This window comes from Clostridium sp. JNZ X4-2 (assembly GCF_054889485.1).
Map to the genome: position 1 here is coordinate 1,132,547 of NZ_CM142685.1, position 22,955 is coordinate 1,155,501.

At 35.4% G+C, this 22,955-nt stretch carries 26 protein-coding genes; 25 read left to right on the forward strand and 1 reads right to left on the reverse strand.

What is annotated here, in order from left to right; all coding sequences use genetic code 11:
• Positions 1-63 precede the first annotated feature (63 nt).
• On the forward strand, positions 64-417 hold the full coding sequence (locus ACYUJ6_RS05330) for a DUF1292 domain-containing protein (protein WP_461844807.1): 354 nt from the start codon (positions 64-66) through the stop codon (positions 415-417).
• A gap of 285 nt (positions 418-702) precedes the next feature.
• On the opposite strand, the gene ACYUJ6_RS05335 is transcribed toward ACYUJ6_RS05330, so the two are convergent.
• Entirely contained in the window at positions 703-1,347 is a 645-nt protein-coding gene (locus ACYUJ6_RS05335) for an HAD-IB family hydrolase (RefSeq protein WP_461844808.1), read from the reverse strand.
• Between the two features lie 226 nt (positions 1,348-1,573).
• On the opposite strand from ACYUJ6_RS05335, the gene ACYUJ6_RS05340 reads away from it, so the two are divergent.
• From ACYUJ6_RS05340 to ACYUJ6_RS05455, 24 genes are all read left to right on the forward strand, one after another.
• Positions 1,574-2,401 carry an aminotransferase class IV gene (locus tag ACYUJ6_RS05340; RefSeq protein WP_461844809.1) on the forward strand — a complete coding sequence of 276 codons (828 nt, stop codon included), beginning with the start codon at positions 1,574-1,576 and terminating at the stop codon, positions 2,399-2,401.
• A gap of 25 nt (positions 2,402-2,426) precedes the next feature.
• A complete protein-coding gene (locus tag ACYUJ6_RS05345; RefSeq protein ID WP_461844810.1) occupies positions 2,427-4,376 on the forward strand; it encodes a DUF342 domain-containing protein in 1,950 nt (649 codons plus the stop codon).
• Between the two features lie 83 nt (positions 4,377-4,459).
• Positions 4,460-4,906, forward strand: coding sequence for a chemotaxis protein CheW (locus ACYUJ6_RS05350; RefSeq protein ID WP_461844811.1), 447 nt, complete (start codon positions 4,460-4,462; stop codon positions 4,904-4,906).
• A 30-nt stretch (positions 4,907-4,936) separates the two neighbouring features.
• Positions 4,937-5,425 carry a chemotaxis protein CheD gene (locus tag ACYUJ6_RS05355; protein ID WP_461844812.1) on the forward strand — a complete coding sequence of 163 codons (489 nt, stop codon included), beginning with the start codon at positions 4,937-4,939 and terminating at the stop codon, positions 5,423-5,425.
• 22 nt (positions 5,426-5,447) lie between these two features.
• Positions 5,448-6,557 (forward strand): protein-glutamate methylesterase/protein-glutamine glutaminase, encoded by a 1,110-nt coding sequence (locus ACYUJ6_RS05360; RefSeq protein WP_461844813.1) that lies wholly within the window; start codon positions 5,448-5,450, stop codon positions 6,555-6,557.
• Between the two features lie 4 nt (positions 6,558-6,561).
• A complete protein-coding gene (locus ACYUJ6_RS05365; RefSeq protein WP_461844814.1) occupies positions 6,562-7,329 on the forward strand; it encodes a CheR family methyltransferase in 768 nt (255 codons plus the stop codon).
• A gap of 12 nt (positions 7,330-7,341) precedes the next feature.
• Positions 7,342-9,423 carry a chemotaxis protein CheW gene (locus ACYUJ6_RS05370; RefSeq protein ID WP_461844815.1) on the forward strand — a complete coding sequence of 694 codons (2,082 nt, stop codon included), beginning with the start codon at positions 7,342-7,344 and terminating at the stop codon, positions 9,421-9,423.
• 11 nt (positions 9,424-9,434) lie between these two features.
• On the forward strand, positions 9,435-10,034 hold the full coding sequence (locus ACYUJ6_RS05375) for a chemotaxis protein CheC (protein ID WP_461844816.1): 600 nt from the start codon (positions 9,435-9,437) through the stop codon (positions 10,032-10,034).
• A 31-nt stretch (positions 10,035-10,065) separates the two neighbouring features.
• Positions 10,066-10,428, forward strand: coding sequence for a response regulator (locus ACYUJ6_RS05380; RefSeq protein ID WP_461844817.1), 363 nt, complete (start codon positions 10,066-10,068; stop codon positions 10,426-10,428).
• 182 nt (positions 10,429-10,610) lie between these two features.
• Positions 10,611-11,012, forward strand: a complete 402-nt coding sequence (locus ACYUJ6_RS05385; RefSeq protein WP_461844818.1) for a chemotaxis protein CheW — start codon at positions 10,611-10,613, stop codon at positions 11,010-11,012.
• A gap of 27 nt (positions 11,013-11,039) precedes the next feature.
• Positions 11,040-12,035, forward strand: coding sequence for a flagellar motor switch protein FliM (gene fliM, locus ACYUJ6_RS05390; protein WP_461844819.1), 996 nt, complete (start codon positions 11,040-11,042; stop codon positions 12,033-12,035).
• Positions 12,028-13,236 (forward strand): flagellar motor switch phosphatase FliY, encoded by a 1,209-nt coding sequence (gene fliY, locus ACYUJ6_RS05395; protein WP_461844820.1) that lies wholly within the window; start codon positions 12,028-12,030, stop codon positions 13,234-13,236. The genes fliM and fliY overlap by 8 nt, the downstream gene beginning before the upstream one ends.
• Before the next feature lie 349 nt (positions 13,237-13,585).
• On the forward strand, positions 13,586-13,858 hold the full coding sequence (locus ACYUJ6_RS05400) for a flagellar biosynthesis anti-sigma factor FlgM (RefSeq protein ID WP_461844821.1): 273 nt from the start codon (positions 13,586-13,588) through the stop codon (positions 13,856-13,858).
• Positions 13,859-13,893: 35 nt separating this feature from the next.
• On the forward strand, positions 13,894-14,307 hold the full coding sequence (locus ACYUJ6_RS05405) for a flagellar protein FlgN (protein ID WP_461844822.1): 414 nt from the start codon (positions 13,894-13,896) through the stop codon (positions 14,305-14,307).
• Positions 14,308-14,436: 129 nt separating this feature from the next.
• Positions 14,437-16,302: a flagellar hook-associated protein FlgK gene (flgK, locus tag ACYUJ6_RS05410; RefSeq protein WP_461844823.1), complete on the forward strand. Its 1,866-nt coding sequence runs from the start codon at positions 14,437-14,439 to the stop codon at positions 16,300-16,302.
• Between the two features lie 91 nt (positions 16,303-16,393).
• Positions 16,394-16,747 (forward strand): four helix bundle protein, encoded by a 354-nt coding sequence (locus ACYUJ6_RS05415; RefSeq protein ID WP_461844824.1) that lies wholly within the window; start codon positions 16,394-16,396, stop codon positions 16,745-16,747.
• A gap of 29 nt (positions 16,748-16,776) precedes the next feature.
• Positions 16,777-18,228 carry a flagellar hook-associated protein FlgL gene (flgL, locus tag ACYUJ6_RS05420; RefSeq protein WP_461844825.1) on the forward strand — a complete coding sequence of 484 codons (1,452 nt, stop codon included), beginning with the start codon at positions 16,777-16,779 and terminating at the stop codon, positions 18,226-18,228.
• A 122-nt stretch (positions 18,229-18,350) separates the two neighbouring features.
• Positions 18,351-18,782, forward strand: a complete 432-nt coding sequence (gene fliW, locus ACYUJ6_RS05425; protein WP_461844826.1) for a flagellar assembly protein FliW — start codon at positions 18,351-18,353, stop codon at positions 18,780-18,782.
• Entirely contained in the window at positions 18,783-18,998 is a 216-nt protein-coding gene (csrA, locus tag ACYUJ6_RS05430) for a carbon storage regulator CsrA (RefSeq protein ID WP_461844827.1), read from the forward strand.
• Positions 18,999-19,032: 34 nt separating this feature from the next.
• Complete coding sequence (locus tag ACYUJ6_RS05435; protein WP_461844828.1) at positions 19,033-19,422, forward strand: flagellar protein FlaG; 390 nt, start codon at positions 19,033-19,035, stop codon at positions 19,420-19,422.
• Between the two features lie 118 nt (positions 19,423-19,540).
• Positions 19,541-19,843, forward strand: coding sequence for a hypothetical protein (locus ACYUJ6_RS05440; protein ID WP_461844829.1), 303 nt, complete (start codon positions 19,541-19,543; stop codon positions 19,841-19,843).
• Between the two features lie 89 nt (positions 19,844-19,932).
• Positions 19,933-20,316 (forward strand): flagellar export chaperone FliS, encoded by a 384-nt coding sequence (gene fliS / locus ACYUJ6_RS05445; RefSeq protein ID WP_461844830.1) that lies wholly within the window; start codon positions 19,933-19,935, stop codon positions 20,314-20,316.
• A gap of 134 nt (positions 20,317-20,450) precedes the next feature.
• Positions 20,451-22,331 carry a flagellar filament capping protein FliD gene (fliD, locus tag ACYUJ6_RS05450; RefSeq protein ID WP_461844831.1) on the forward strand — a complete coding sequence of 627 codons (1,881 nt, stop codon included), beginning with the start codon at positions 20,451-20,453 and terminating at the stop codon, positions 22,329-22,331.
• Between the two features lie 108 nt (positions 22,332-22,439).
• On the forward strand, positions 22,440-22,781 hold the full coding sequence (locus ACYUJ6_RS05455; protein ID WP_461844832.1) for a hypothetical protein: 342 nt from the start codon (positions 22,440-22,442) through the stop codon (positions 22,779-22,781).
• Positions 22,782-22,955 lie beyond the last annotated feature (174 nt).

Consider the following 22,955-nt stretch of genomic DNA (forward strand, 5'->3'; position numbering starts at 1 on the left):
TTTTAAGATTAGGTTATAAATTGATAGGATATCCACCTTGAAGGTGAATGCCGGGTATAGGTTATGAATGAAGAAAATTTGAATGGACATAACTGTAATTGCAATGATGAAGTAGAAACTTGTAATTGTGGTGAAAGTGAAATGGTTCATGATTGCGGTTGTGGATGTGACGACTGTGGAGATCATGAAGCATTAATTGTAGATTTAGAAGATGAAAATGGAAACGTAGTTCCATGTGAAGTAGTTGATGGATTTGAATTTAAGGGCAATGAATATGCCATAGTTCAAAATCCACAAAATAAATCCGTATATTTATTTAAAGTAGAGGGCGAAGGAGAAGCAGGGGAACTTGTTATTCCTGAAGAAGGAGAGTTTGAAGAAGTTTCAGCTTATTATGAACAGTTGGAACAAGAGTAAAGTTCAAAGAACAAAGAATAAATATCAAAGAACAAATATCAAAGAACAGATTTGGTAGATTTTCCATAGACACCGAAAAAATTCCAGAGACTGTAGAAAAAAGCCCGTAAAATAAAGCTTTGTTACTATATAAGTGTAAATGCTAAATTGTTATAAAGTTAGCGTTTGCACTTATTTTATTTATAATCAGATGTTGAAATAAAAATAGTCAACTATTATATAAGATACATTATTATTCATTGTTTATTATTTATTATCGGTTCTTTGTTCTTTTCCATCTAATAATCACTTCCAGTTCAGCACCTTGATGTCATGAGTATTTTTTTTCTTGTAATTTATAAGATATGGATTCCCTACAATATTGAACAGAGGAAGATCCGACAGGGAATCAGAGAACATATACGAGTTCTTGAAATCAACTTCTAAACCATCTTTTTTTAAAGACTCCATAAGTCTCCTCACCTTTTCTTCGCCCTTACAGTTCCTGCCTATGATTTTATTGTAGTGTTTTCCATGCTTAATTGAGAATATGGTGCCTATTACTTTATCCACCTCTTTTATTTTGTATAATTCTTTTAGATAAAATTCTGCGGAGGCGGAAATCAGATATACTTTGCAGCCTTCCTCCTTTAATTTTTTCATGGTATCCAAACCATCCCTGTAAAATATTTCACACATTCTTTTCTCATAGAATTCTGCTGTGAGGCATTTCATTTTTTCCTGGCCTATTCCATTTATAAAGGCAATAAAATTTTCCTTGGCTTTTTTTGCAGTAAATAATTTTATTACAAATAAAAAAGCCGAAATAATGCTGAATGGTGCATATACTATGAGCTTAGGATTCTTTTTTACCATGAATATGTAAAATTCCATCAGGGTTTCCCGTCTGGTTAAAGTAAAATCCACATCAAATATGGCAAGTTTTGTCAAATAAATCACCCCATCTGTTCTTTAAGTTTTGAACTTTATTCTTTTCTATAATAATATCATATGAATATCCTTATTGAAAACATAATTGGTGTTATATGAACAAATTACTGTCATGATACAATAAGGAGTTGAAATAATATAGGAAATTATTCTAGATAATGATAAAATATAGTTATTATTAATATTTAATTAAATTTTATTATAGGATTTTAAGAGGGAGATTATAATGAGTGAATTTCTTAATAACTTTTTTTTGTACAATGGTGAAGTGAGAGGAAGAGAAAAATTTAGAGATGATATACTTGAAAATGGAAAATCCTTATATGAAGTGATTCGTATAATAGATGGAAAACCCCTATTTTTAAAGGCACATCTGGATAGACTGGACAATTCCGCTAAAGTAACTGATTTAAAGCTGTGGCTTACCAGAAAAGAGATTTCGGACAGTATACTTAAGTTAATACATATAAATAAAACTTATGGGGGAAATGTAAAACTTGTATTTAATTTTTGCCAGAACAATAATTTTTTGTCCTATTTTGTAAAATATCATTATCCATCTCTAAATGACTATAAAATGGGAGTCCATACTGATTTTTTTCGCATTGAAAGGGAAAATCCAAATGCCAAGGTGGTAAACCAGAAATTTAGAACCCGGCTGGATAAAAAAATAGAAGAAAGCAATATATTTGAAGCAATTCTTGTGGATAACACCGGAAATATAACTGAAGGAAGCAAGTCCAACATATTCATGATAAAGGATGAAAAGGTTATAACGGCACCCCTTAAAGAAGTACTGCCGGGAACTACCAGAAATATTATAATGGGGATCTGCACTGAATTGGGATTAAAGGTGCTGGAGGAAAATGTGAACTACAAAGATATAGGTAAAATTGATGCAGTTTTTATATCCGGTACTTCACCAAAAGTGCTGCCTGTAAAATCGGTGGGAGATATTCAATTTGATTCTTCCAGCAATAAAATCTTGATTAAAATAATGAAGGCATATGACGAAAAGGTAAAAAAGGACATAAAGAATTTTGAAAAAATGTAAACTTCATTATTTGGGGGGGAAAACAATGAAAAAGATATTTCAGGGAATTTCACTGGAAGATTGTTTGAAATCTGCAAGTTATGAGCTGAATAAGCCGGAAGATAAGCTGAAATACAGGATTTTAAAAAAGCAAAAATCGTTTTTTAAAAAGAAAACAGTAATAGAAGTTTTCTGGGAGGATGGCGGGAAAAACCCGGCACCGGTCCCGGATAAAGATAATAACTTAAAAATAAATGAAAACAACGGTACTGTAAAAGTGCTGAAGGGCAGTATAATTGTAAAAGATCCTGCAGCAGGGGGAAAACCTGCAGTGATTTATAAAAGCAATAACATGTCCATTTTTATAGATGGAGTTGAAGTTCAAAATAAATGTGAAGTTTTTGCCGGCAGTGACATAAGAACAGTCTTTGCTGAAAATGATCCGAAAAGGGAATTGAATATATATGTTTCCGATGACAAGATGAAGGTCTATGCAGAAATCAGATATACGCCCAAAAATGAATATGCATTGAGAGATATGGAGGAAAGTGAAAAATTAAGTTTGAAAACTCAAATATTGAAGAGTATATCCCCGGCCAAATATACGGTGGAAGAAATTAAAGAAGAATTATCCAATAATAAAGTAGTTTATGGTATAATAGAAGAAAATTTGAAAAAAGTTGTAGAAATCAGTGAAAAATTACTTGTAGCAAGGGGAAAAGAACCCGTAAATGGACAGGATGATTTAATAGAGTCTAAGTTTAAAACTTTTGCAGATCTTAAGGAAGATCTGGGAGGCAATGTGGACTTTAAAAGCATAGGAGCTGTAAACTCAGTAAAAAAGGGAGATATAATTGCAGTAAGACATGAGGGAACCCAGGGTGAAAGTGGATATGATGTGAATGGCAGAATATTAAAGCATAAAAAGGGAAAACGCCTGAAGCTTAAAGCAGGAGCGGGGTGTACGATTAAAAATGAAAATACAGTGGAAGCAGCCATTGATGGTAAACCTTCCGTAAAGGGAAATACCTTTTATGTTCATCAAGTTCATGAAATCAGCGGTGATGTGGACTTAAGCACAGGAAACATAAGGTTTATGGGAGATATAGTTATACATGGAAGTGTAAAAGAAGGAATGAAGGTAGAATGTGGAAATGATCTTGTTATAAATAAGGAAGTGGAAAGAGCCAGCATAAATGCAGTAGGCAATATATCTGTGGGCGGCAGCGTTGTTGCATCAAGAATATGCGGCGGAGGAAATAATGTAGAGAAGATCAATGCTCTGGAACATCTTGAAAAATTAAACAAAAACCTGGCTAAATTAATTAATGTGATAAAAGAAATAAAAGACTATAATTTGCTTGGCCGTGACAAAAAGGACGGAGAAATAATAAAAGTACTGCTGGAAAGCAAATTCAAGGTTATTTTGAAATTGAGCATAAATGTAATGGCAGATTTAAACATGCAGGACAATGAGAGTCAGGGGAATGAAATAATTGACTTGATAAGGACAAAACTTATGGGAATGGGCCCCATAGGCATAAAAAATTATTTGGAACTAAATGAATTAATAGATAAAGTGAAGGATAAAATAGAAGACTTTAAGAATACACTTGCACTTCCCGTAAATGTAAATATATCTTATTGTCAGGATTCAGATATAAAAAGTTCCGGTGATATAACAATGACGGGAAAGGGAGAGTATATATCAAATATTACAGGCAATGGCATTATTGAATTTTTGAACAGGGGAAGTGTGGCAAGGGGAGGAATTTTGAAATCAAAAACAGGAATCAAGTGCAAGATTGTGGGAAGTACGGCAGGAGTGTCTACAATACTTCAAGTGGGAAGCAATGGACACATATGGGCTGATGTGGCTTATCACAACACTGTATTCAAGGTAGGAAGCAAGGAAATGATTTTAGACTCTCCAGGTAAGAATGTACATGCCTACTTGAAGGAAGGGCTTATAGTAGTAGATAAATTTGTTTTGTAGAAATCTCAATTTAAACTTAGCAGGCTCACACTGTATTAAGTTTATTTGTATTATAATTACGCAATAATAAGGAGGATTTTTAAATGGACAATAAGGAAATAAAAGTATTGATATTTAGCATAGATGGAGAATATTATGCCACGGATATTATGGAGATAGAGAGAATTTTAGGATATGAGGAGACTACAAAGCTGCCTGATTCCCCTGATTTTGTAGAAGGAGTCATAAACTATGAGGGAAATATACTCCCCATAATATCCCTTACTAAAAAATTTGGGCTTGAGTCCAATCAAAAGGAGGATCAGGCTAAAATTATAGTCACAAAGCAGGATGGCAATAAAATAGGTATAATAGTTGATGTTGTATCTGAAGTAAAAGATGTGAAGACCGATAATATAGAAGTACCTCCGGAAATAGTATCGGGGATATCAAAAAGATATATCAAGGGACTTATTAAAATAGATGAAAAGATAATAATATTTTTGAATTTGAACAAAATATTGACGGAAGAAGAAAAGGAACTCATATGATTTTAATTTAAATTGAAAGGTTGCATACTTATGGAGATAAAAGAGATAAAGGTAGGAATAGCAGATATGAATACTGCTAGTTCCCCGGATAAAATTATAACCATTGGGTTGGGTTCCTGCGTGGGTATAGCACTGTATGACAGCAGAATAAACATAGGAGGGCTGGCACATATAATGCTGCCGGACAGTACTCAATTCAGCAGTGCGAAGAATCCCCTGAAATTTGCTGATTTAGCTGTTCCGCTGCTCATAGAAAAATTAGAGAAATTAGGTGTAAACAGGAGAAATTTAAGGGCAAAAATAGCAGGGGGAGCCTCCATGTTCAACTTTTCGGATAAAAGTATGATTATGGATATAGGGAACAGAAACGGTATTGCTGTAAAAAATATATTAAAGAAGTATTCTATTTCAATATTGGCGGAAGATCTGGGAGGCAATAAGGGAAGAACAATGATATTCGACACTTCTGATGGAGGGGTTAAAATAAAAACAGTTGGTATAGGTGTGAAAGAAATTTAAAAATTAATGGAGGGATGGCACTTTGGAGAAAATTAAGGTTTTAGTAGTGGATGATTCTGCACTCATGAGAAAAATAATCTCGGATATGATAGATGATGATCCTTCCATAGAGGTTATAGGTACCGCGAGAAATGGTGAGGATCTTTTAAATAAACTCTCCCTGAATTTCAGGAAAAACATGCCGGATATAATAACTCTGGATGTGGAAATGCCAAGGATGGATGGCATAACAGCCCTGGGTGAATTGAAAAAAAGAGGTATAAACGTACCTGTAATAGTTTTGAGCAGTATTTCCAAGGAAGGTACAAAACTTACTATGGAATGTCTTGAAGCAGGAGCTTTTGATTTTTTGCCCAAGCCTTCTGGCACCATATCTCTGGATATAGACAAAGTGAGAACTGAATTGATAAAAAAAATAAAGGCGGCCTATGGAAATATAATTAAGATGCAGAAGTTCTCCACCATGGTACATAGAAATAAAAGCCGTGAAGAAATTGGTGCTGCCAGTTTGAAGACAAATGCTGAAGAGACGGAAGACTGTAGAATGAACACAAGGAAAAGTATAGATGCTGTGGTAATAGGAGCATCCACAGGGGGACCTAAGGCATTGTATTCAGTCATAACGGAATTCCCTGAAAATATGGGGGTGCCTGTATTTGTAGTACAGCATATGCCGGTAGGATTTACCAGGGCTTTTGCAGAAAGACTTGATTCCAATTCCAGAATAAAAGTAGTAGAGGCACAGGATGGCACGAATATAGAAGATAATACTGTTTACATAGCTCCGGGTGGATTTCACATGGAAGTCTGGAGAGATAAAAAGATACATCTGAATGTGGAACCTGCCATCTGGGGCGTAAGACCTGCGGTGGATAAATTATTCATATCAGCCTCTAGGGTATACGGAGATAATATAATAAGTGCTGTTTTAACCGGCATGGGTAGAGACGGAGCCAATGGAACTGTGGAAATCAAGAAAAACGGAGGTATTACAATATCAGAAGATGAGTCCACCTGCACTATTTATGGCATGCCTAAGGCAGCTTATGCCACCGGCAAAGTGGATATGGTTCTGCCAATAGATAAAATAGCAGGTGAAATATTAAAAATAATAAGGCTTGGCAGGAGGTAGACTTATGGATATGGATTATTTTGAGCACTGGGTTTTAAGGGAATTCAATATAAATTTATCCGCATATAAACCAAATCAGCTGCACAGGCGAATAAACAGCCTCATGTCCAGGGTTGGGGTAAAAAGCATAGAGGAGTATATAGCGCTTTTAAAGGCGGACAGCATGCAGAGACAGAAATTTCTTGATTTTATAACTATAAATGTATCTGAGTTTTTCAGAAATCCTGAAATATTTGAAGAACTTAAAGTCAAACTGAAAGAAGAACTGCTTTCTAAAAATAATTCCTTGAAAATATGGAGTGCAGCTTGTTCAATTGGAGCTGAACCATATTCAGTTGCCATGTATTTAAATGAATTGAGCCCCCTGGGAAGACATAAGATAATAGCAACGGATATAGATAATACTATAATTGAAAGAGCTAAAAAGGGTGAATATGTTTTATCGGAAATAAAAAATGTAAAAAAGGAATATTTAAATAAGTATTTCACCGTAAAAGACGATAAATATATTATAAGTGACAGAATAAAGAATTTGGTTACATTCAAAAAGCATGATTTGATACTGGATAACTATGAAAATAATTTTGACTTGATAATATGCAGGAATGTAGTGATATATTTTAATCAGGATGTAAAAGATAAGATATATAAAAAGTTCAGTGAATCCTTGAAAAAAGGAGGATTATTATTTGTTGGAGCCACTGAAAGCATATACAATTATAAAGATTACGATTTTGAAAAGGCATCTACCTTTATGTACAGAAAGCTATAAGGAGGGAAAGAAATGGATACATCACAATATATGTCTATGTTTCTGGAGGAAGCAATGGATAATTTACAGACATTAAATGATTCACTGCTTCAGCTTGAACAAGAACCGGACAACATAGATAAAGTGAATGAAATTTTCAGAGTTGCACATACCATAAAGGGAATGGCGGCTACTATGGGATTTAACAAGGTAACAGAACTTACCCATAAAATGGAGGATGTATTGTCTGAATTCAGGGATGGACAGCTTAAAGTCACCCAGGATGTAGTTACAGTCCTGTTTAAATGTCTGGATACCCTTGAGCAGATGATAAAAAATATAGAAGATGGAGTAGATGAAGAAGTGCCCATCCAGGGAATCATAGATGAACTGGAAAAGATTTCAGGAAATCCGCAGGAGGAATCTGCTGTACAAAATCATGAGGCTGACAAAGCTGACAAAAAAGATAATGAAGTGAAGGCCAAGGATATAGAGGATTCCTCTGTAGATTTGAATGAATATGATATAAATGTAGTTAAGCAGGCAGAGGATAAAGGATTTAACGCTTATGAAATAAAGATTGATCTCAGTGAAAATACCCTGCTGAAATCAGCCAGAGCTTTTCTCATATTCAAGAATCTTGAAGAAATTGGGGAAATAATAAAGTCAATTCCCAGTGCAGAGGATATAGAAAATGAAAACTTTGAATTTGAAATACAGCTTGTTTTTCTAACTAAAAGTGATGAAAAGAAAGTCTATAATACATTGATTAATGTATCTGAAGTAGAAAAGGTGGATTTAAAAATTGTAGATATAAAATCTGTAAAAGCAAAGAAAATACAGGAAGATGCATCCAATGAAACTGAGATAAAGGCTAAAGTGAAAGGTCAGGCTGAACAAAAAAACAGTGTGAATAATAAACCTGCAGCTTCGGCAGCCGTGAAAAAGAAAGATAAAAATCCGGTAAAGAAAGAAAACCATAAGAAAATTCACCAGTCTGTAAGGGTGGATCTGGAAAGACTGGACAAATTCATGAATATGGTATCCGAGCTGGTCATAAATAGGACAAGGCTTGAGCAGATAAGCAGCAATTACAAATTGACGGAGCTGAATGAAACATTGGAACAAGTTGCAAGAACCACTTCTGATCTTCAGGATTTAGTCATGAAAATCAGAATGCTGCCGCTGGATACAGTGTTTAACAGGTTTCCAAGGATGATAAGGGATTTATCCGTAGAACTGGATAAAGAAATGGAACTTATAATTCAGGGAGCAGATACGGAGCTTGACAGGACAGTAATAGATGAAATAGGCGAGCCCCTGATTCACTTGATTAGAAATGCAGCGGATCATGGCGTAGAATCCAGGGAACAGAGAATTTCAAGGGGAAAAGATCCTGTTGGCAAGATAAAACTTATTGCTTACCAGGAAGGAACCAAGGCAGTAATAAAAGTAGAAGACGACGGCAACGGAATACCTGTAGACAGAGTAAAGGAAAAAGCAGAGGATATGGGTATAAATACTGATGGAATGTCGGATAATGATATAAAAAACCTCATATTCATGCAGGGATTCAGCACTAATAAGGAAGTAACGGACATCTCAGGCAGGGGAGTTGGCATGGATGTAGTGAAGACCAAGATATCCTCTCTTGGAGGCACTGTGGATCTTATAAGCGAAGAGGGCAGGGGTTCCACCTTTATAATAAAACTTCCTCTTACACTGCAGATAATCCAGGTACTGCTTATAGGAGCAGGGAATGAAACCATGGCTATATCTCTGGGATATGTGGACAGGGTTATAGATTACAGCGACGATCTTGTTAAAATAACAAACAACCGTGAAGTTATAATATATAATGGAAATGTGATACCGCTTATTAGATTATACGATAAACTTGGGATTGAAAGATCAGACAACAAGAAAAATTATATAGTTATAGTTAAAGTAGGAGAAAAAACTGTAGGACTCATGGTGGACTCACTTTTGGGACAGAGAGAAATTGTTATAAAGCCTCTTGGAAAAACACTGCAGAATCTAAAAGAATACATGGGGGCAACAATACTTGGTGACGGACTTGTAACGCTTATATTAGATGTTGCTTCCCTGGTATAGGGAGGATAATTATGAATTATAAGGAACTTACTCCTATACAATTGGATGCACTGAAGGAAGTGGGCAATATAGGTACAGGAAATGCCGCCACAGCTCTTTCACAGCTTTTGAATAAAAAGGTGGATATGACAGTGCCTTCCATAAACATAGTGCCTTTTGAGGATATCTTCCAGAGTATAGGCGGAGATGAAATAGTTGTAGGTGTAATAGTCAGAATACTGGGAGATGCACCCGGGAACATACTTTTTATATTTGAAAAAGATACTGCACTGGCTCTCACTTATATGCTTACGGGCCAGAAAAAGGATTATCTGGACGATATGGGAAATTCAGTTGTATGTGAAGTGGGCAATATAATAGCTAGTTCCTATATGAATTCCATGTCTAAATTTACAGGACTGTATGTTGTACCTTCAGTACCTGCAGTCAGCTGCGACATGCTGGGTGCAATACTTTCAACTACATTTATAGAATCAGGACAATTTGATGACTATGTCCTTGATATAGAAACATTGCTTATGCAGAACAACTCCAGGGTGAGCGGACATTTTTACTATATTCCCATGCCCGGCTCTCTTGAAAAGATTTTAAATGCTTTAGGAATAGGATAATAATAGTAGTATATAATTTGGAGGGAAAAAAATGGCTAAAATATTAATTGTGGATGACGCTGCTTTTATGAGAATGATGATAAAGGACATATTAGAAAAAAATGGATTTGAAATAGTAGGAGAAGCAAACAACGGAATAAAAGCTGTGGAATTGTATAAAAAGGAAAAACCTGACGTGGTCACCATGGATATAACGATGCCGGATATGGATGGTATTGAGGCTGTAAAGGCAATAAAAGCCCTGGATCCGGCTGCCAAAATAATAATGTGTTCAGCAATGGGACAGCAGACCATGGTGATGGATGCAATAAAAGCCGGGGCAAGAGACTTTATTGTAAAGCCCTTCCAGCCGGACAGGGTTCTTGAGGCAATAAACAAAGTTGCAAATTCATAATAAAATGAAATCTAGGTTAAAATTTTGCAGCCAATATAAAGGTAATGCAGTTTATAACGAAATATTTAAGTAGTATTGAATTTGTGGTTGAATCTTATTAAAAAGATGCGTAAAACTGTGGCTTTTATATGCAGCTTATAAGTACATGGTTTGTGTACCCGCATGCACGTGGAGGTGTAAATATGCAGGTTGTTATATTTGGATTGAATAATGAGCAATTTGCTGTAGAAACAGCTAAAGTCCAAAGCATAAATGATGCCATGGAGATAACAAAGGTTCCAATGGCACCGTCATATATAAAAGGACTTATAAATTTAAGGGGAAATGTAATATCACTTTTAGACATAAATCTCTTAATGGATATTCCAAAGAGCGGCAAAAGTGAAAGTAATATAATTATACTTGAAATGGAAGATGAACTGGTAGGTATAACTGTAGATCAGGTAGATGAAGTTTTGGATTTAGAAGAAAATATTATTGAAAAGATAAACGATGAGAGAAAAAAAGCCTATATAGAGGGAATAATAAATCTTGAAGACAGAATAGTTACACTGATCGATATAGACAAACTTCTTTCAAATTAGAATTTTCATAAGAAATGAGGGAAGAGAATGGCAGATGTATTATCGCAGAATGAGATAGATGCCCTTTTAGCTGCCTTGTCTGCAGGGGAACTTACTCCTGATGAAGTGCCTAAGGAGGAGGAAAAGCAAAAAGTAAAACCTTATGATTTTAGAAGCCCCCAGAAGTTTTCCAAGGATCATATAAGAACTCTCGAACTTATTCATGACAATTATGCCAGGATAATTTCAAACTACTTGACTGCACAGGTGAGAAGCAATGTGAAAGTGAAATTGGAATCAGTTCAGCAGATAACCTATGAAGAATTTATTCACTCTGTGCCGAATCCTACTGTATTGACCATATTTAAAATGCCGCCTTTAAGTGGTTCAGTACTATTTGAAATAAACCCTCAATTTGTATTCGAAGTTATAGATTTGCTTCTGGGGGGCAGTGGAGCAGGAAAATACAAGATCAGAGAATTTACGGATATAGATAAAAATATTATAAAAGTGGTGAATACAGGACTTATATCAAATTTAAAGCTGGCCTGGGAAGACGTAATGCCAGTGGAAACAGAAGTGGAAGGAATTGAAACAAATCCGGCATTGAACCAGACCCTTGCACCTAACGATCCCGTTGCTCTCATAACTTTTTCTGTAGAAATGGGGAAAAGCAATACTTTCATAAATATATGCATACCTTATTTAAGTATAGAAAAAGTACTGGACAAGCTTGTGGTACAGTACTGGTTTCAAGACAGTGACCAGGAGGTAGTAAACGAATCTAAGGAAAAGCTTAGAAAAAGACTTAATATAGTGGAAATGCAGCTTTCAGCCGTACTTGGAACTGCCAGTCTTACAGTGGAGGAATTTTTGAATTTGAATATAGGCGACGTAGTGACTTTGAATGAAGGCATTAAAAGCCCTGTGAAGTTAATGGTGGAAGATAAGGTATATTGTTACGGCAAGCCTGGCGTAATAGGGAAAAACATGGGCGTTGAGATACTAGATATTATAAGTAAGGATGTGGAAAATTATGAGTAATGGATTTCTTTCACAGGAAGAGATAGATGCACTTTTAAATGGGGGAGAAGATAAAAAAGATGAAACTGATCCAGCGTTAGAAACAGACTCCCAGAATGAAACTGAATTATCAGAGGTACAAAAAGATTTGCTGGGTGAAATAGGAAATATATCTATGGGATCTGCATCCACAGCACTGTCTACAATAATAAACCAGCAGGTGAACATAACTACTCCTGTTGTAACTTTAACCACCCTGAAAAAATTAAAAGATGAATTTGAAGTTCCAAACATTGCACTGGAAGTTAAATATACCAAGGGAATAATAGGCGAAAATCTTCTTGTGATGAAGGTGACGGATGCAGCTGTCATAGCAAGTCTTATGATGGGCGGCGATGGCAAGGGAGAGGATAAAAAGTCCGAACTCAGCGAGATAGAAATAAGTGCAGTATCTGAAGCCATGAATCAGATGATAGGTTCTGCAGCTACTTCCATGGCCACCATGTTTATGAGGGAGGTAAATATATCACCTCCTTCCTCAAAAATATGGAATGATCTTACAAAGCCCCTGTCTGAAGGAATAAGTGAAGAGGATCCTGTGGTTAAAGTATCCTTTTCGCTTAAAATAGGTGAATTGGTGGACAGTCACATAATGCAGCTGTTTCCCATAGAAACTGCAAAAAAGGTGGTTTCCATAATGATGGGCCAGGAAAATGAGGAAGAGGCAGCTGCTGCTGAACCTGAAGTTTCAGAAAACAAGGATGACACAAATTTAGGTCAGTCTGTGCAGCAACCTCAGGCGGCAGCACCGGCAGCATCCCCTTCAGTGACCCAGCAAAATACAGCTGCTGACAGCGGTATATATGAAAAACCTATAGAAACAAGTGCAGGCAAACAGCAGGTACCGGTGCAGAAGGCAGCCTTTCAGCCTCTTGGTAAACCTAAAACTGTGGAGAGTGTGCCTAAAAATATAGATTTGATATTGGATGTACCTCTTGAAATATCAGTTGTACTTGGAAGAACCAAAAAAAATATAAAAGATATATTGAATCTGGGTACAGGATCACTAATAGAACTGGATAAGCTGGCGGAAGAACCGGTGGAGATACTGGTAAATGGAAAGAAGATAGCTTATGGTGAAGTTGTAGTGGTGGATGAAAATTTCGGAGTCAGGATAACGGGCATTGTAAGCAATGAGGATAGAATCAAATCCTTGAGATAAAAGAGACAATGTGGGACAATCTGGGGTCTGGTAAAAAAAGGTAAGGGGTCAGACCCCATGTCAAAAAATGGCATGGGGTCTGACCCCTTGGTAAAAAAAGTAAATTAGACAATCCGGGCTTAGAACCTGGATTGTCTAATTTTTTCATCATATCCTTCTCTAAGAATCTCTTTTAATGAAGAATATAATTAAATTGATATATGCGTTAAAGTGGGAATTTAAGGGGACTTTACCATTAAATTAACCTATTTATCTTTTATTGAAAGTATAAACCTTAGATACATATACCCGATAATACTAATAATAAGAAGGAACATTTGAATCTATTAATTTAAGGGAGTGTATTAATATGAAAATTAATGGGATCAGTTTGAATCAGGTATTGAATATTTACGGAGGGAATAAAAGGGAACATGGAATAAATAAAAATATGGGTATGAAAGATTCCATTGAAATTTCATCTGCGGGAAAAAGCTTAAGCTCTTATTCTCCTGAAGATAAGTTCATAAGTTCTAAGGATAAAATTGAAAACATAAAAAAAGCCGTGGGAAGCGGTACTTATAATGTGGATAAAAAACTGGTAGCCTGTAAAATATTGGATGCCATGAAGGGGAAAATATAATATGTTTCCATATAAATCTATGGAGGTGAAATTCTATGTCACTGCAGTTGATGAATATAATGAATAGTGAGTATTCAGTTTTAAAAGAGCTGCTGCAGGCTTTGAATGAGCAAAACCAGTACCTTCTAAAAAGAGAAGTGTTTAAACTGGACAATATAGTAAAGGTGCTGGAGAAGAAAAGCAAAGCTGTGGCTTTTTGGGAAGTGGAGAGAAGAAAGATAACTAAAAACAGGGCCATGAGGGAAGTTATAGCAGAGACGGAAGATGAAAATATGAAAAACACATATGACCATATAGTGGAACTGCTGGAAAAGGTGCAGTTTCAGAAGGATACAAACCAGGCACTTATAAAACAATGGCTTGGTTTTACCAATCAGATGCTGAGGGCCATCAGCCCTGCAGGCACAGGCTCTGCAAGAACTTACAATGCCTTTGGAAAGAACAGATAGTTTAGCAATGCACAATTGACAGTGGACAATCGATAATTTTAGGTGGAAATTTTTAATTACATTAAAAATTTCTTCATTAATTGTGAACTGTGAATTCTTAATTGTAAATTGAAAAAAGGAGTTGATTAAATGCCGGGATTATTTTCAATATTCAATACAGCAAAAAGCGGGCTTTTTTCACAGCAGACTGCCATAAATGTGACCTCTCACAATATAGCAAATGCAAATACGGAGGGCTATTCCAGGCAGAGAGCGGATATGGTAACCACTACACCTTATACCATGCCCAATATGAGCAATTCTTCTTCAGTGGGACAGCTTGGTACAGGAGTGACAGTAGCTTCCATAGATAGAATAAGGGATACTTTTTTGGACTATCAAGTCAGGATACAGATGGGAGTAAGCGGACAATATACAGCCAAGGATAAATATCTGACCCAGGTGGAAAATGCACTGAACGAACCAACGGATAACGGACTTTCTTCACTTATACAGCAGTTTTTTAATTCATGGCAGGATTTATCCAATTCTCCCCAGAACACAAGTACTGTTGCACAGCAGGCTTATCAGCTGACAAACAGTATAAACAGTACATATTCACAGCTTACAAGTATTAAAAACAATACCAATACCGAGATAAAAAATGTGGTAGTCAGTATAAACAGTATGCTGTCTCAAATATCCAAATTAAATCAGCAGATAAAAGATGTGAAAATATCAGGCCAGAACCCCAATGATCTCATGGACAGCAGGGATTTGCTTTTGGACAATCTCAGCAGCGAGTTTGGAATAAGCATTACACAAAGGAATCTGGATGGAATTGACATAACCACTTCAAATGATGCCTCAGTTGGCAATGACAATGGTGCAGCACCACTTGGAACTGACGGGAAACCACTTAATATAATTCAGTCTGATAATCCAGACAGCATTGATGCAGCCACTTTTTCCTATATAACCAGTATAACTCCATCAGATGTGGATGCAGACGGCAAGGGAGAATATACTGTGGTATATTACAAAAAGGGCAATACCCTTACAGATGACAACAAAGTCAGCCTGACTGTGAACATGACGGCGGATCAGGCAAAGGAGCTGGACGAAAGCAGAGTGCTTTGGGCTGATAATAATGGAACAGCTTATAAGGTGAAGCAGGACGGGGACAATAATAACGCAAATGTAGTTGATGGCAAACTGGAAGCGGACAATACCGTAGAATTTGAACAGCTTGCTCTTTTCAAACCACCTACAGGTGAGCTTAAGGGATATATGTCAGTTCAGCAGAATGTAGATGATTATCAGGATTCACTCAATAAATTTGCGAAGTCACTGGCACTTTCCGTAAATGCCATAATAAGCCAGAGCAGCAGCTGGGTGGCAGACAACAGCGGTTCTCCAGAAGGTGGCATAAATAATTTCTTTGTAAATGCAAAACCTGAATCCTCAACTTATACTGAGGAAGATGAAAATAATATAAACGCACAAAATATAACTATAAATGTAGCTATTTTAAATGATCCTTCCAAGATAAAAACAGCTACCAAATATGATTCAAATGGAAATTCACTGAACGACAGTACTGATGGAAACAGGGCTACAGCTATAGCACAGCTGGCAAACAGTCTTATGAACATACAGAGTGTAAGCACAAGTTCGGACAGAGAAGGTTTAATTGGAAGTTTATTTTCACCAAATAGTAATTTGAACAATGTGTATTCTGTAGGAAGTGCAGCTGGAGGCTCAACTATTGACAACTATTTTGATGATTTGGTGAACAAAGTGGGAATGAATGAGCAGGAAGCAAGACAGCAGGTCAGTACTGAAGCCACACAACTTGCCAGCTATACCCAGTCAAGAGAGTCGGTTTCAGGAGTTTCCATAGATGAAGAGATGACAAATCTCATACAGTTCCAGCATGCCTATCAGGCAAATGCCAAGATGATATCAACTATAGATGACCTGCTGGATGTAGTGATAAATGGACTTAAGAAGTAATGCACAATGCACAAATAACAATGCACAGTTAATGGAATATTTATTTTAAATATGGAGATATTTAAAATAAATATTAATTTAGGAGCTGCATATGAGTTCAAATATAATAGAGGAAAAATCCTTCCAGTTTGCAGTTGACATAGTGAATTTATATAAGGAGTTGTGTAAGAAAAATAGAGAATATATTATATCAAAGCAGCTTATTCGTTCGGGAACAAGCGTTGGAGCAAATGTTAAAGAAGCCTTAAGAGGTCAGTCAAAAAGAGACTTTCTTTCTAAAATGAATATAGCACTAAAAGAAGCAAATGAAACGGAATATTGGATTGAGTTATTGATAGAAACTGGTTATATATCAGAAGAAAATATCATGTTATACAAATGTAAGGAGTTGTGTAAAATATTAAACTCTATAGTCAAAACTACAAAGCAAAACTGTGAACCGTGAATTGTGAATTGAAAAAAGGAGGTAATATCTTGAGAGTAACAAACAAATTGTTGTCAAATAATTTTTTATCGGATATGCAGAGAAATCTTACAAACTTAAGTAAAGTTCAGAAGCAGATGTCTTCAATGAAGAATTTTTCAAAGCCTTCTGATGATCCGATAAATGTTCAGAGGGCAATGCAGCTTCAAAGTTCTATAGATTACAACGATCAATACGCTACAAATATAAAAGCTGCTCAGGGCTGGATGCAGACTACGGATACGGCACTTGTCCAATTGAATACTGTAATTGGGAAGATAAGAAACAATTTGGAGACGAGCGGCAATGCGGCATATACCCAGGATGAAAGGGACAAGATCAATGATGAAGTAAATCAAGAGGTATCACAGCTTGCACAGATTTTAAATACCAATTTCAAGGGAGAATATATATTTGGAGGTACCGCAGGATTGTCAAAACCCGTAAGTACTTCAACTTATGATATAACCCGCAGTACAACTGATTCAGATGGAAATCCGCAAACAGATATATATAATGATTGTATCTCCCTTCAATATTCGGATAAGAATGGAAGTGCAGTGAGTTATCTTCCAGATGTGGTTTCAAGTGGGTTTGATATAGGTAATTGGAGCAGTAAAGCCATAAATTTTACTATAGAAGAGCCGGATCCAGATAACTCCGGCGAAACTATAGAAAAGCCAGTTGAGATAACTGCAATGGACACTTCCGGCAATAAAACCATAGATGATGTAGTGAAGGATTTAAATGATAAAATACAGACATCGGATCTTAAAGACAAAGTAAATGTAGTAAAGACGAATGATGGAAATATAAAATTTATAGCTGTAAACAGCAGCGATGTGATAAAAATAGATTCCAGTGATATATCTGACTTATCAGGAACCATTGGGAAACAGCTTTCAAATATGTCTGTGGAAAATATAGGATCTGAAAAGAATATAGAAGTATCCCAGGGGGTTGTGCTGAGTTACAATGCAACTGCAGTGGATGTGATGAATTACGGAACTGGTGCTGGGGATAATATACCTGCACTTATGGACAGGATAGAACACCATCTGGCAGGACAGGTATGGGATTGTGAACATTCCGACGGATCAGCAGTGGATTCTACAGAATCAGGTGCAGTGGAAGGTGCAGATGGCAAATACTACACATGGGTGGACAATCAGTCTGAGGCTACAAAACAGCTTACAAATAAGGATATGGAAGATATAGATGCAGCTTCAAAACAGATAATGAAAGTTGATTCACAGATAGGTGCCAAGGAAAAGAGAATGGACGGACTGTCAAGTCAAAACTCATCTTCAAAGGTGGACATGACTGATATACTTTCAAAAACGGAGGATATAGATATAACGGAAAAGACTATAGAATATTCTACTATGATAACAATTTATCAGGCCTGCCTTCAGACCGGAGCTAAAATAATGCAGCCTACGCTTATGGACTATATTAAATAATAGTTAATAATGAATAGTTAAGAGTTGAGAGTAAAGGAAGAACTTTTTAATCCCATTAAAAAGTTTCCACCATTACTATAGACTGTATACTATACACTTTTAACTGAATAAAGGGTGAGAGTATGGAATTAAAGACAAAGTATCATGGCGTGAGAAATTATGAGGAAAAAGATATAATAACTTTTAAAAAGGGCATTCCCGGATTGGAACATTTAAAAAAGTACATTATATTTCCCGCAGAGGAAAATGAATTATTTTATATACTCCAATCTATTGAAGATTTAGCTATAGGACTTGTACTGATTTCACCATTTAATGTTGTAAAAGATTATGAATTTAAATTGGATGACAATAAAATCAAAGAGCTTTGTATAAACAGCCAAAAGGATGTGCTTGTGTTAAATACGGTAACTCTCAGTTCAAAAATTAAAAATATAACAGCAAATCTAAAAGCTCCACTGGTTATAAATATAAATAAAAAAATTGGGGAACAAATAATACTGGATAATCAGAAGTATTCAATAAAATACCCGATTTTTAAGGAGGGAGTCTGATTGCTGGTTATAAGCAGAAAAAAAGGGGAATCATTTTTAATTGGCGACAATATAGAAATAACTATTTCAAAAATAGAAGAAGGTACGGTAAAGCTTTCTATATCAGCTCCAAGGAATATAACTATACTGAGAAAAGAACTGTATGATGAGGTGGAAAAAGAGAATAAAAGTGCAGCAGCTTCAGATATGAGTCTGCTTAAAAAGTTGAAAAAATAGATTTATTTATAAATTGAATAAAGAGGTGTTTAGCATGGAAGTTATAGGTATGGGTCAAGGAGGACAGCTGCCTTTGGAATTAAGTACAGGTATATCAGAAACAATTACTGAAGTTTCCGGGGATAAAACTGGTACAGGCAATACAGTTTCAGGGATGTTGCAGGATCAGACAGTACAAAAGGTCAATCAAAAAAATATAACTGTAAAAAGTGCAAAAGATGCAGCAGATGAAGTGAATAAAATAATGGATGAAACTCAAACTCATCTTAAATTTGAAGTTTATGGAAAATTCAACGATATTGTTGTGCAGGTATTAGATGATGATACAAACAAGGTGATAAGAGAAGTCCCACCGAAGAAACTGATAGATATGGTGGAGAAGTTCTGTGAAATGTCAGGATTTTTTATGGATGAAAAAGCTTAGTCAATTCACAGTTAACAGTGTATAATTCACAATTAATGAAGAAATTTTTTAATTGTATTAAAAAATTTCAACTAAAATTGTGAATCGTGAATTGTTAATTGTAAAAAGGGGTGTTATTATGGAATTTCGATTAAATAAAATAGACCCTGAAGTAAGGCAGAGAGTAAAGGAAACTACCAGTGCCAATAAAGTCCATAACAAAAGAGAGATTTTTATAAACAAGGATAATAAGGACAAAGGTAAAAACAGTCAGAAAAGTTTTGACTCGGAACTCAGTAAATACAAGCAGGGAAAAAATAAAAAGAGAATAATGGTACAGGCTACTAAAGTGGAAGAAGTGGAAGTAAAAGCATTTAAAGAAGAAGGGCAAACTATATCAAAGGATGGCAGAAGAGGGACAATACTGGACGTGAAAAAATAATTCACAATTCACAGAGCACAATGTACAATTGAAAAAGTAATTGTGAATTGAGCATTGTCAATTGTGAATTGAAAAAAGGAGGTCAGCATATGTACACGGCTAATGCCTATAATACCTATAAAACCAACAGCGTAAATTATGCATCAAAAGATCAGCTGCTTTTAATGCTGGTGGATGGTGCAGCTAAATTTGCCAAGATAGGTAAACAGGCAATAATAGATAAGAATGTAAAAAAGGCACATGAGAATATAATTAAGACTCAGAACATATTCTACGAGCTCATGGCTACACTGGATGTTTCTAAAGCAGGAAACTGGGGACAGTCTCTTATGAGCGTGTATGATTTCATAATTCGAAGACTTATAGATGCAAATATAAAAAAAGATGCAGCAATAATGGAGGAAGTAATTCCAATTATAGAAAATGTAAAAGACACCTGGGAGCAGGCTTATAAGGTTTCTAAAAGTAAATAATTCACAATTCACAGAGCACAATGCACAATTAATGAAGAAATTTTTTAATAAAATTGTGAATTGAGAATTGTGAAATGGTTAAAGATTGTGAACTGTGAATTGAAAATTGTGCATTGAAAAAAGGAGGAATAAATATGGCAGACAGCACAACCAGCAGCATTCCTGTGGGTACAACCGGTGCCGGCGGTGGAAACATGCTGAGAATTACAGGACTGAATACAGGCCTTGATGTAGATGCAATGGTAAAGAAGATGCTTACAGCAGACCAGACTAAAATAGATCAGGCAAAACAGGCACAGCAGCTTATTCAGTGGAGACAGGAGGCTTACCAGAGCATAATAAAAGATGTAAAAGATATGCAGAGTGCATATTTTGACATAACAAATAGTGCAAATTATCTGTTGTCTTCAAATAGTTATAATAATATGGTGGCAAACAGCTCTGATGCTACTGTAGTTAATGGAAAGGCTGCAGCAAATGCAGCAGCGGGGACTTATAAGATCAAGGTAACAAATCTGGCACAAGAAGCCACTATTACCGGAAATCAATATTTAGTAAGTGACGTATCTAATTGGAATAATGGGAGTATAACTATTAATGGTATTGCTATAACCTTGGATGGTTCACTTGCAAATGAAGGCGATTTGGTAAGTAATATTAATACTAAAATAGCATCATCGGATTTAAATGGGAAAGTAACAGCTTCGCTGGTAACAACTCCTGAAGGAAAAAATTATATAAAATTTACTCCTGTATCGGGGAAGATTAGTGCAATTACGAGTAATATAGAAGACATTAATAATACATCATTGACTTCAAATACTAAATTGACCGACTTAGGAATTGGTATTGATAGTTATTCTTTGAAGTTGAATGGATCAATGGTTGAATTCAATGTAACGGATTCGTCAACCATCCAGGATATTATAGATACAATAAAAAATGGGACAAATGGTAAGGTTACTGCCAGATTTAATGAACTGACAGGACAATTTTCAATTCAAACAGTGGATACAGGAAGCAGTTCTACACTTTCAGTTACTGATGATAAGGATATTTTAAGTAAATTGGGATTGGATGTGAGCAAAACAGCAACAGGTACTGATGCTAAAGTCAGCATAAAGGAACCTGGATCAAGTGATTATATTGATACTACACAGAGTTCAAATAATTTCACTGTAAATGGAGTCACTTATAGTATTACAGATATAACTGACAGCCCTGTAAGCATATCCGTAACCCAGGATACTTCAAAGGTTCATGATTTGATTTCAAATTTCATAGATAAATACAATAATCTGGTGGGAGAAATACAGGACAAGCTTAGCGAAAAAAAAGATTTTGACTATTCACCACTTACAGATACACAGAAAAGCAGTATGAGTGATACAGATATAACAAACTGGGAAGCAAAAGCTAAAGAGGGAATACTAGCAAATGATGATAATCTTGAACAGCTCTTGAGTGATCTTACAAGTGCATTTAGTAGTCCCGTTGTAGATAGTAATAATAAAAATGTGTCTACATTATATTTTGGAAATATAGGTTCAAATTCCATAGGAATAGATACATCAGATGATGTTACTCAGGGAGGAAAGCTTAGTATAGTTGATGATGCTAAATTTACAGATGCACTTACCAATCATGCAGATGAAATAATGAAACTTTTTACAACAACTTCTGATAGTAAAAATTCAACTGATAAATTTAATCAATCGGGGATTTTTCAGAGAATAAGCAATATAATTACAAGTAATGTAGGGGTAATAGGAAGTACGTATAATAGTGGTACACTTACTAAATATGCCAATCTTCAAGATGACTATAGTATTTCAGGTGGTGGTGGTACGGGAACACTGCCGGATCAGATATATCAGCAGCAGCTTCTTATAAGTACATTGACGGATAGAATGAATGACGATCAGACTAAATACTACAACCAGTTTACACAGCTGGAAACAGCCATGGAGCAGTTAAATGCACAGCAGTCTACTCTTTCAATGTACTTGAGCTAAAGTTATTAGAGTTAATAGTTAAGAGTATATAGTGTACAGATTTAAAAAATTTCCACCATAACTATATACTATTAATTCTGCACTCTTAACTAAAGGAGAGGTGGTGCCATGAAAAGAATTGTTGAAGATATATTAACGGATTATAAGAACTGTACGAAAAACATTATAGAGATTCTAAAAAATGATGACTTTGATTCTCTGCAGGATAAAATGAAAATAAGGCAGTGTATTTTAAATGAGATGATTTCTCAGGTTGATAAAAAAGGTGAAGCCAGAAAGATTTATGAAAAACTTCATTTGAGAGAAGTTGAAAGGCAAGCAGGGGAACTTATGAAAAAGAAAGCACTGTTGATAAAAGGAAAGCTTAAAAATATATCCAGAAATAAGACAGCCAGTAGTGCCTATGGGCATATTGGAAATTCAGCAAAAATATTCAGCAAAAAAATATAAAAAGGTATAAAGATTGAGGATATAAAACCGATATGTAATAATAGTTGTTAATAGATAATAATTTAAAATGAAAAAATTAAAAAAAAGTATAAAGTATGATTATAGGTAAGCGATAAATTAAGTATAAGGAACAAGATTCAAATAATAAATATCAAAAAATGATGGCTTTTGGTT

Excerpts from the sequence above, each read along its gene's own strand:
- ACYUJ6_RS05385 (WP_461844818.1), top strand. The coding sequence starts at position 10,611 with ATGCAGGTTGTTATATTTGGATTGAATAATGAGCAATTTGCTGTAGAA.
- ACYUJ6_RS05340 (WP_461844809.1), top strand. The coding sequence starts at position 1,574 with ATGAGTGAATTTCTTAATAACTTTTTTTTGTACAATGGTGAAGTGAGA.
- fliS (WP_461844830.1), top strand. The coding sequence starts at position 19,933 with ATGTACACGGCTAATGCCTATAATACCTATAAAACCAACAGCGTAAAT.
- ACYUJ6_RS05400 (WP_461844821.1), top strand. The coding sequence starts at position 13,586 with ATGAAAATTAATGGGATCAGTTTGAATCAGGTATTGAATATTTACGGA.
- ACYUJ6_RS05435 (WP_461844828.1), top strand. The coding sequence starts at position 19,033 with ATGGAAGTTATAGGTATGGGTCAAGGAGGACAGCTGCCTTTGGAATTA.
- ACYUJ6_RS05440 (WP_461844829.1), top strand. The coding sequence starts at position 19,541 with ATGGAATTTCGATTAAATAAAATAGACCCTGAAGTAAGGCAGAGAGTA.
- ACYUJ6_RS05455 (WP_461844832.1), top strand. The coding sequence starts at position 22,440 with ATGAAAAGAATTGTTGAAGATATATTAACGGATTATAAGAACTGTACG.
- ACYUJ6_RS05415 (WP_461844824.1), top strand. The coding sequence starts at position 16,394 with ATGAGTTCAAATATAATAGAGGAAAAATCCTTCCAGTTTGCAGTTGAC.
- ACYUJ6_RS05350 (WP_461844811.1), top strand. The coding sequence starts at position 4,460 with ATGGACAATAAGGAAATAAAAGTATTGATATTTAGCATAGATGGAGAA.
- fliW (WP_461844826.1), top strand. The coding sequence starts at position 18,351 with ATGGAATTAAAGACAAAGTATCATGGCGTGAGAAATTATGAGGAAAAA.
- ACYUJ6_RS05330 (WP_461844807.1), top strand. The coding sequence starts at position 64 with ATGAATGAAGAAAATTTGAATGGACATAACTGTAATTGCAATGATGAA.
- fliM (WP_461844819.1), top strand. The coding sequence starts at position 11,040 with ATGGCAGATGTATTATCGCAGAATGAGATAGATGCCCTTTTAGCTGCC.
- ACYUJ6_RS05405 (WP_461844822.1), top strand. The coding sequence starts at position 13,894 with ATGTCACTGCAGTTGATGAATATAATGAATAGTGAGTATTCAGTTTTA.
- ACYUJ6_RS05365 (WP_461844814.1), top strand. The coding sequence starts at position 6,562 with ATGGATATGGATTATTTTGAGCACTGGGTTTTAAGGGAATTCAATATA.
- ACYUJ6_RS05380 (WP_461844817.1), top strand. The coding sequence starts at position 10,066 with ATGGCTAAAATATTAATTGTGGATGACGCTGCTTTTATGAGAATGATG.
- ACYUJ6_RS05355 (WP_461844812.1), top strand. The coding sequence starts at position 4,937 with ATGGAGATAAAAGAGATAAAGGTAGGAATAGCAGATATGAATACTGCT.
- fliD (WP_461844831.1), top strand. The coding sequence starts at position 20,451 with ATGGCAGACAGCACAACCAGCAGCATTCCTGTGGGTACAACCGGTGCC.
- ACYUJ6_RS05345 (WP_461844810.1), top strand. The coding sequence starts at position 2,427 with ATGAAAAAGATATTTCAGGGAATTTCACTGGAAGATTGTTTGAAATCT.
- ACYUJ6_RS05375 (WP_461844816.1), top strand. The coding sequence starts at position 9,435 with ATGAATTATAAGGAACTTACTCCTATACAATTGGATGCACTGAAGGAA.
- fliY (WP_461844820.1), top strand. The coding sequence starts at position 12,028 with ATGAGTAATGGATTTCTTTCACAGGAAGAGATAGATGCACTTTTAAAT.
- ACYUJ6_RS05370 (WP_461844815.1), top strand. The coding sequence starts at position 7,342 with ATGGATACATCACAATATATGTCTATGTTTCTGGAGGAAGCAATGGAT.
- flgK (WP_461844823.1), top strand. The coding sequence starts at position 14,437 with ATGCCGGGATTATTTTCAATATTCAATACAGCAAAAAGCGGGCTTTTT.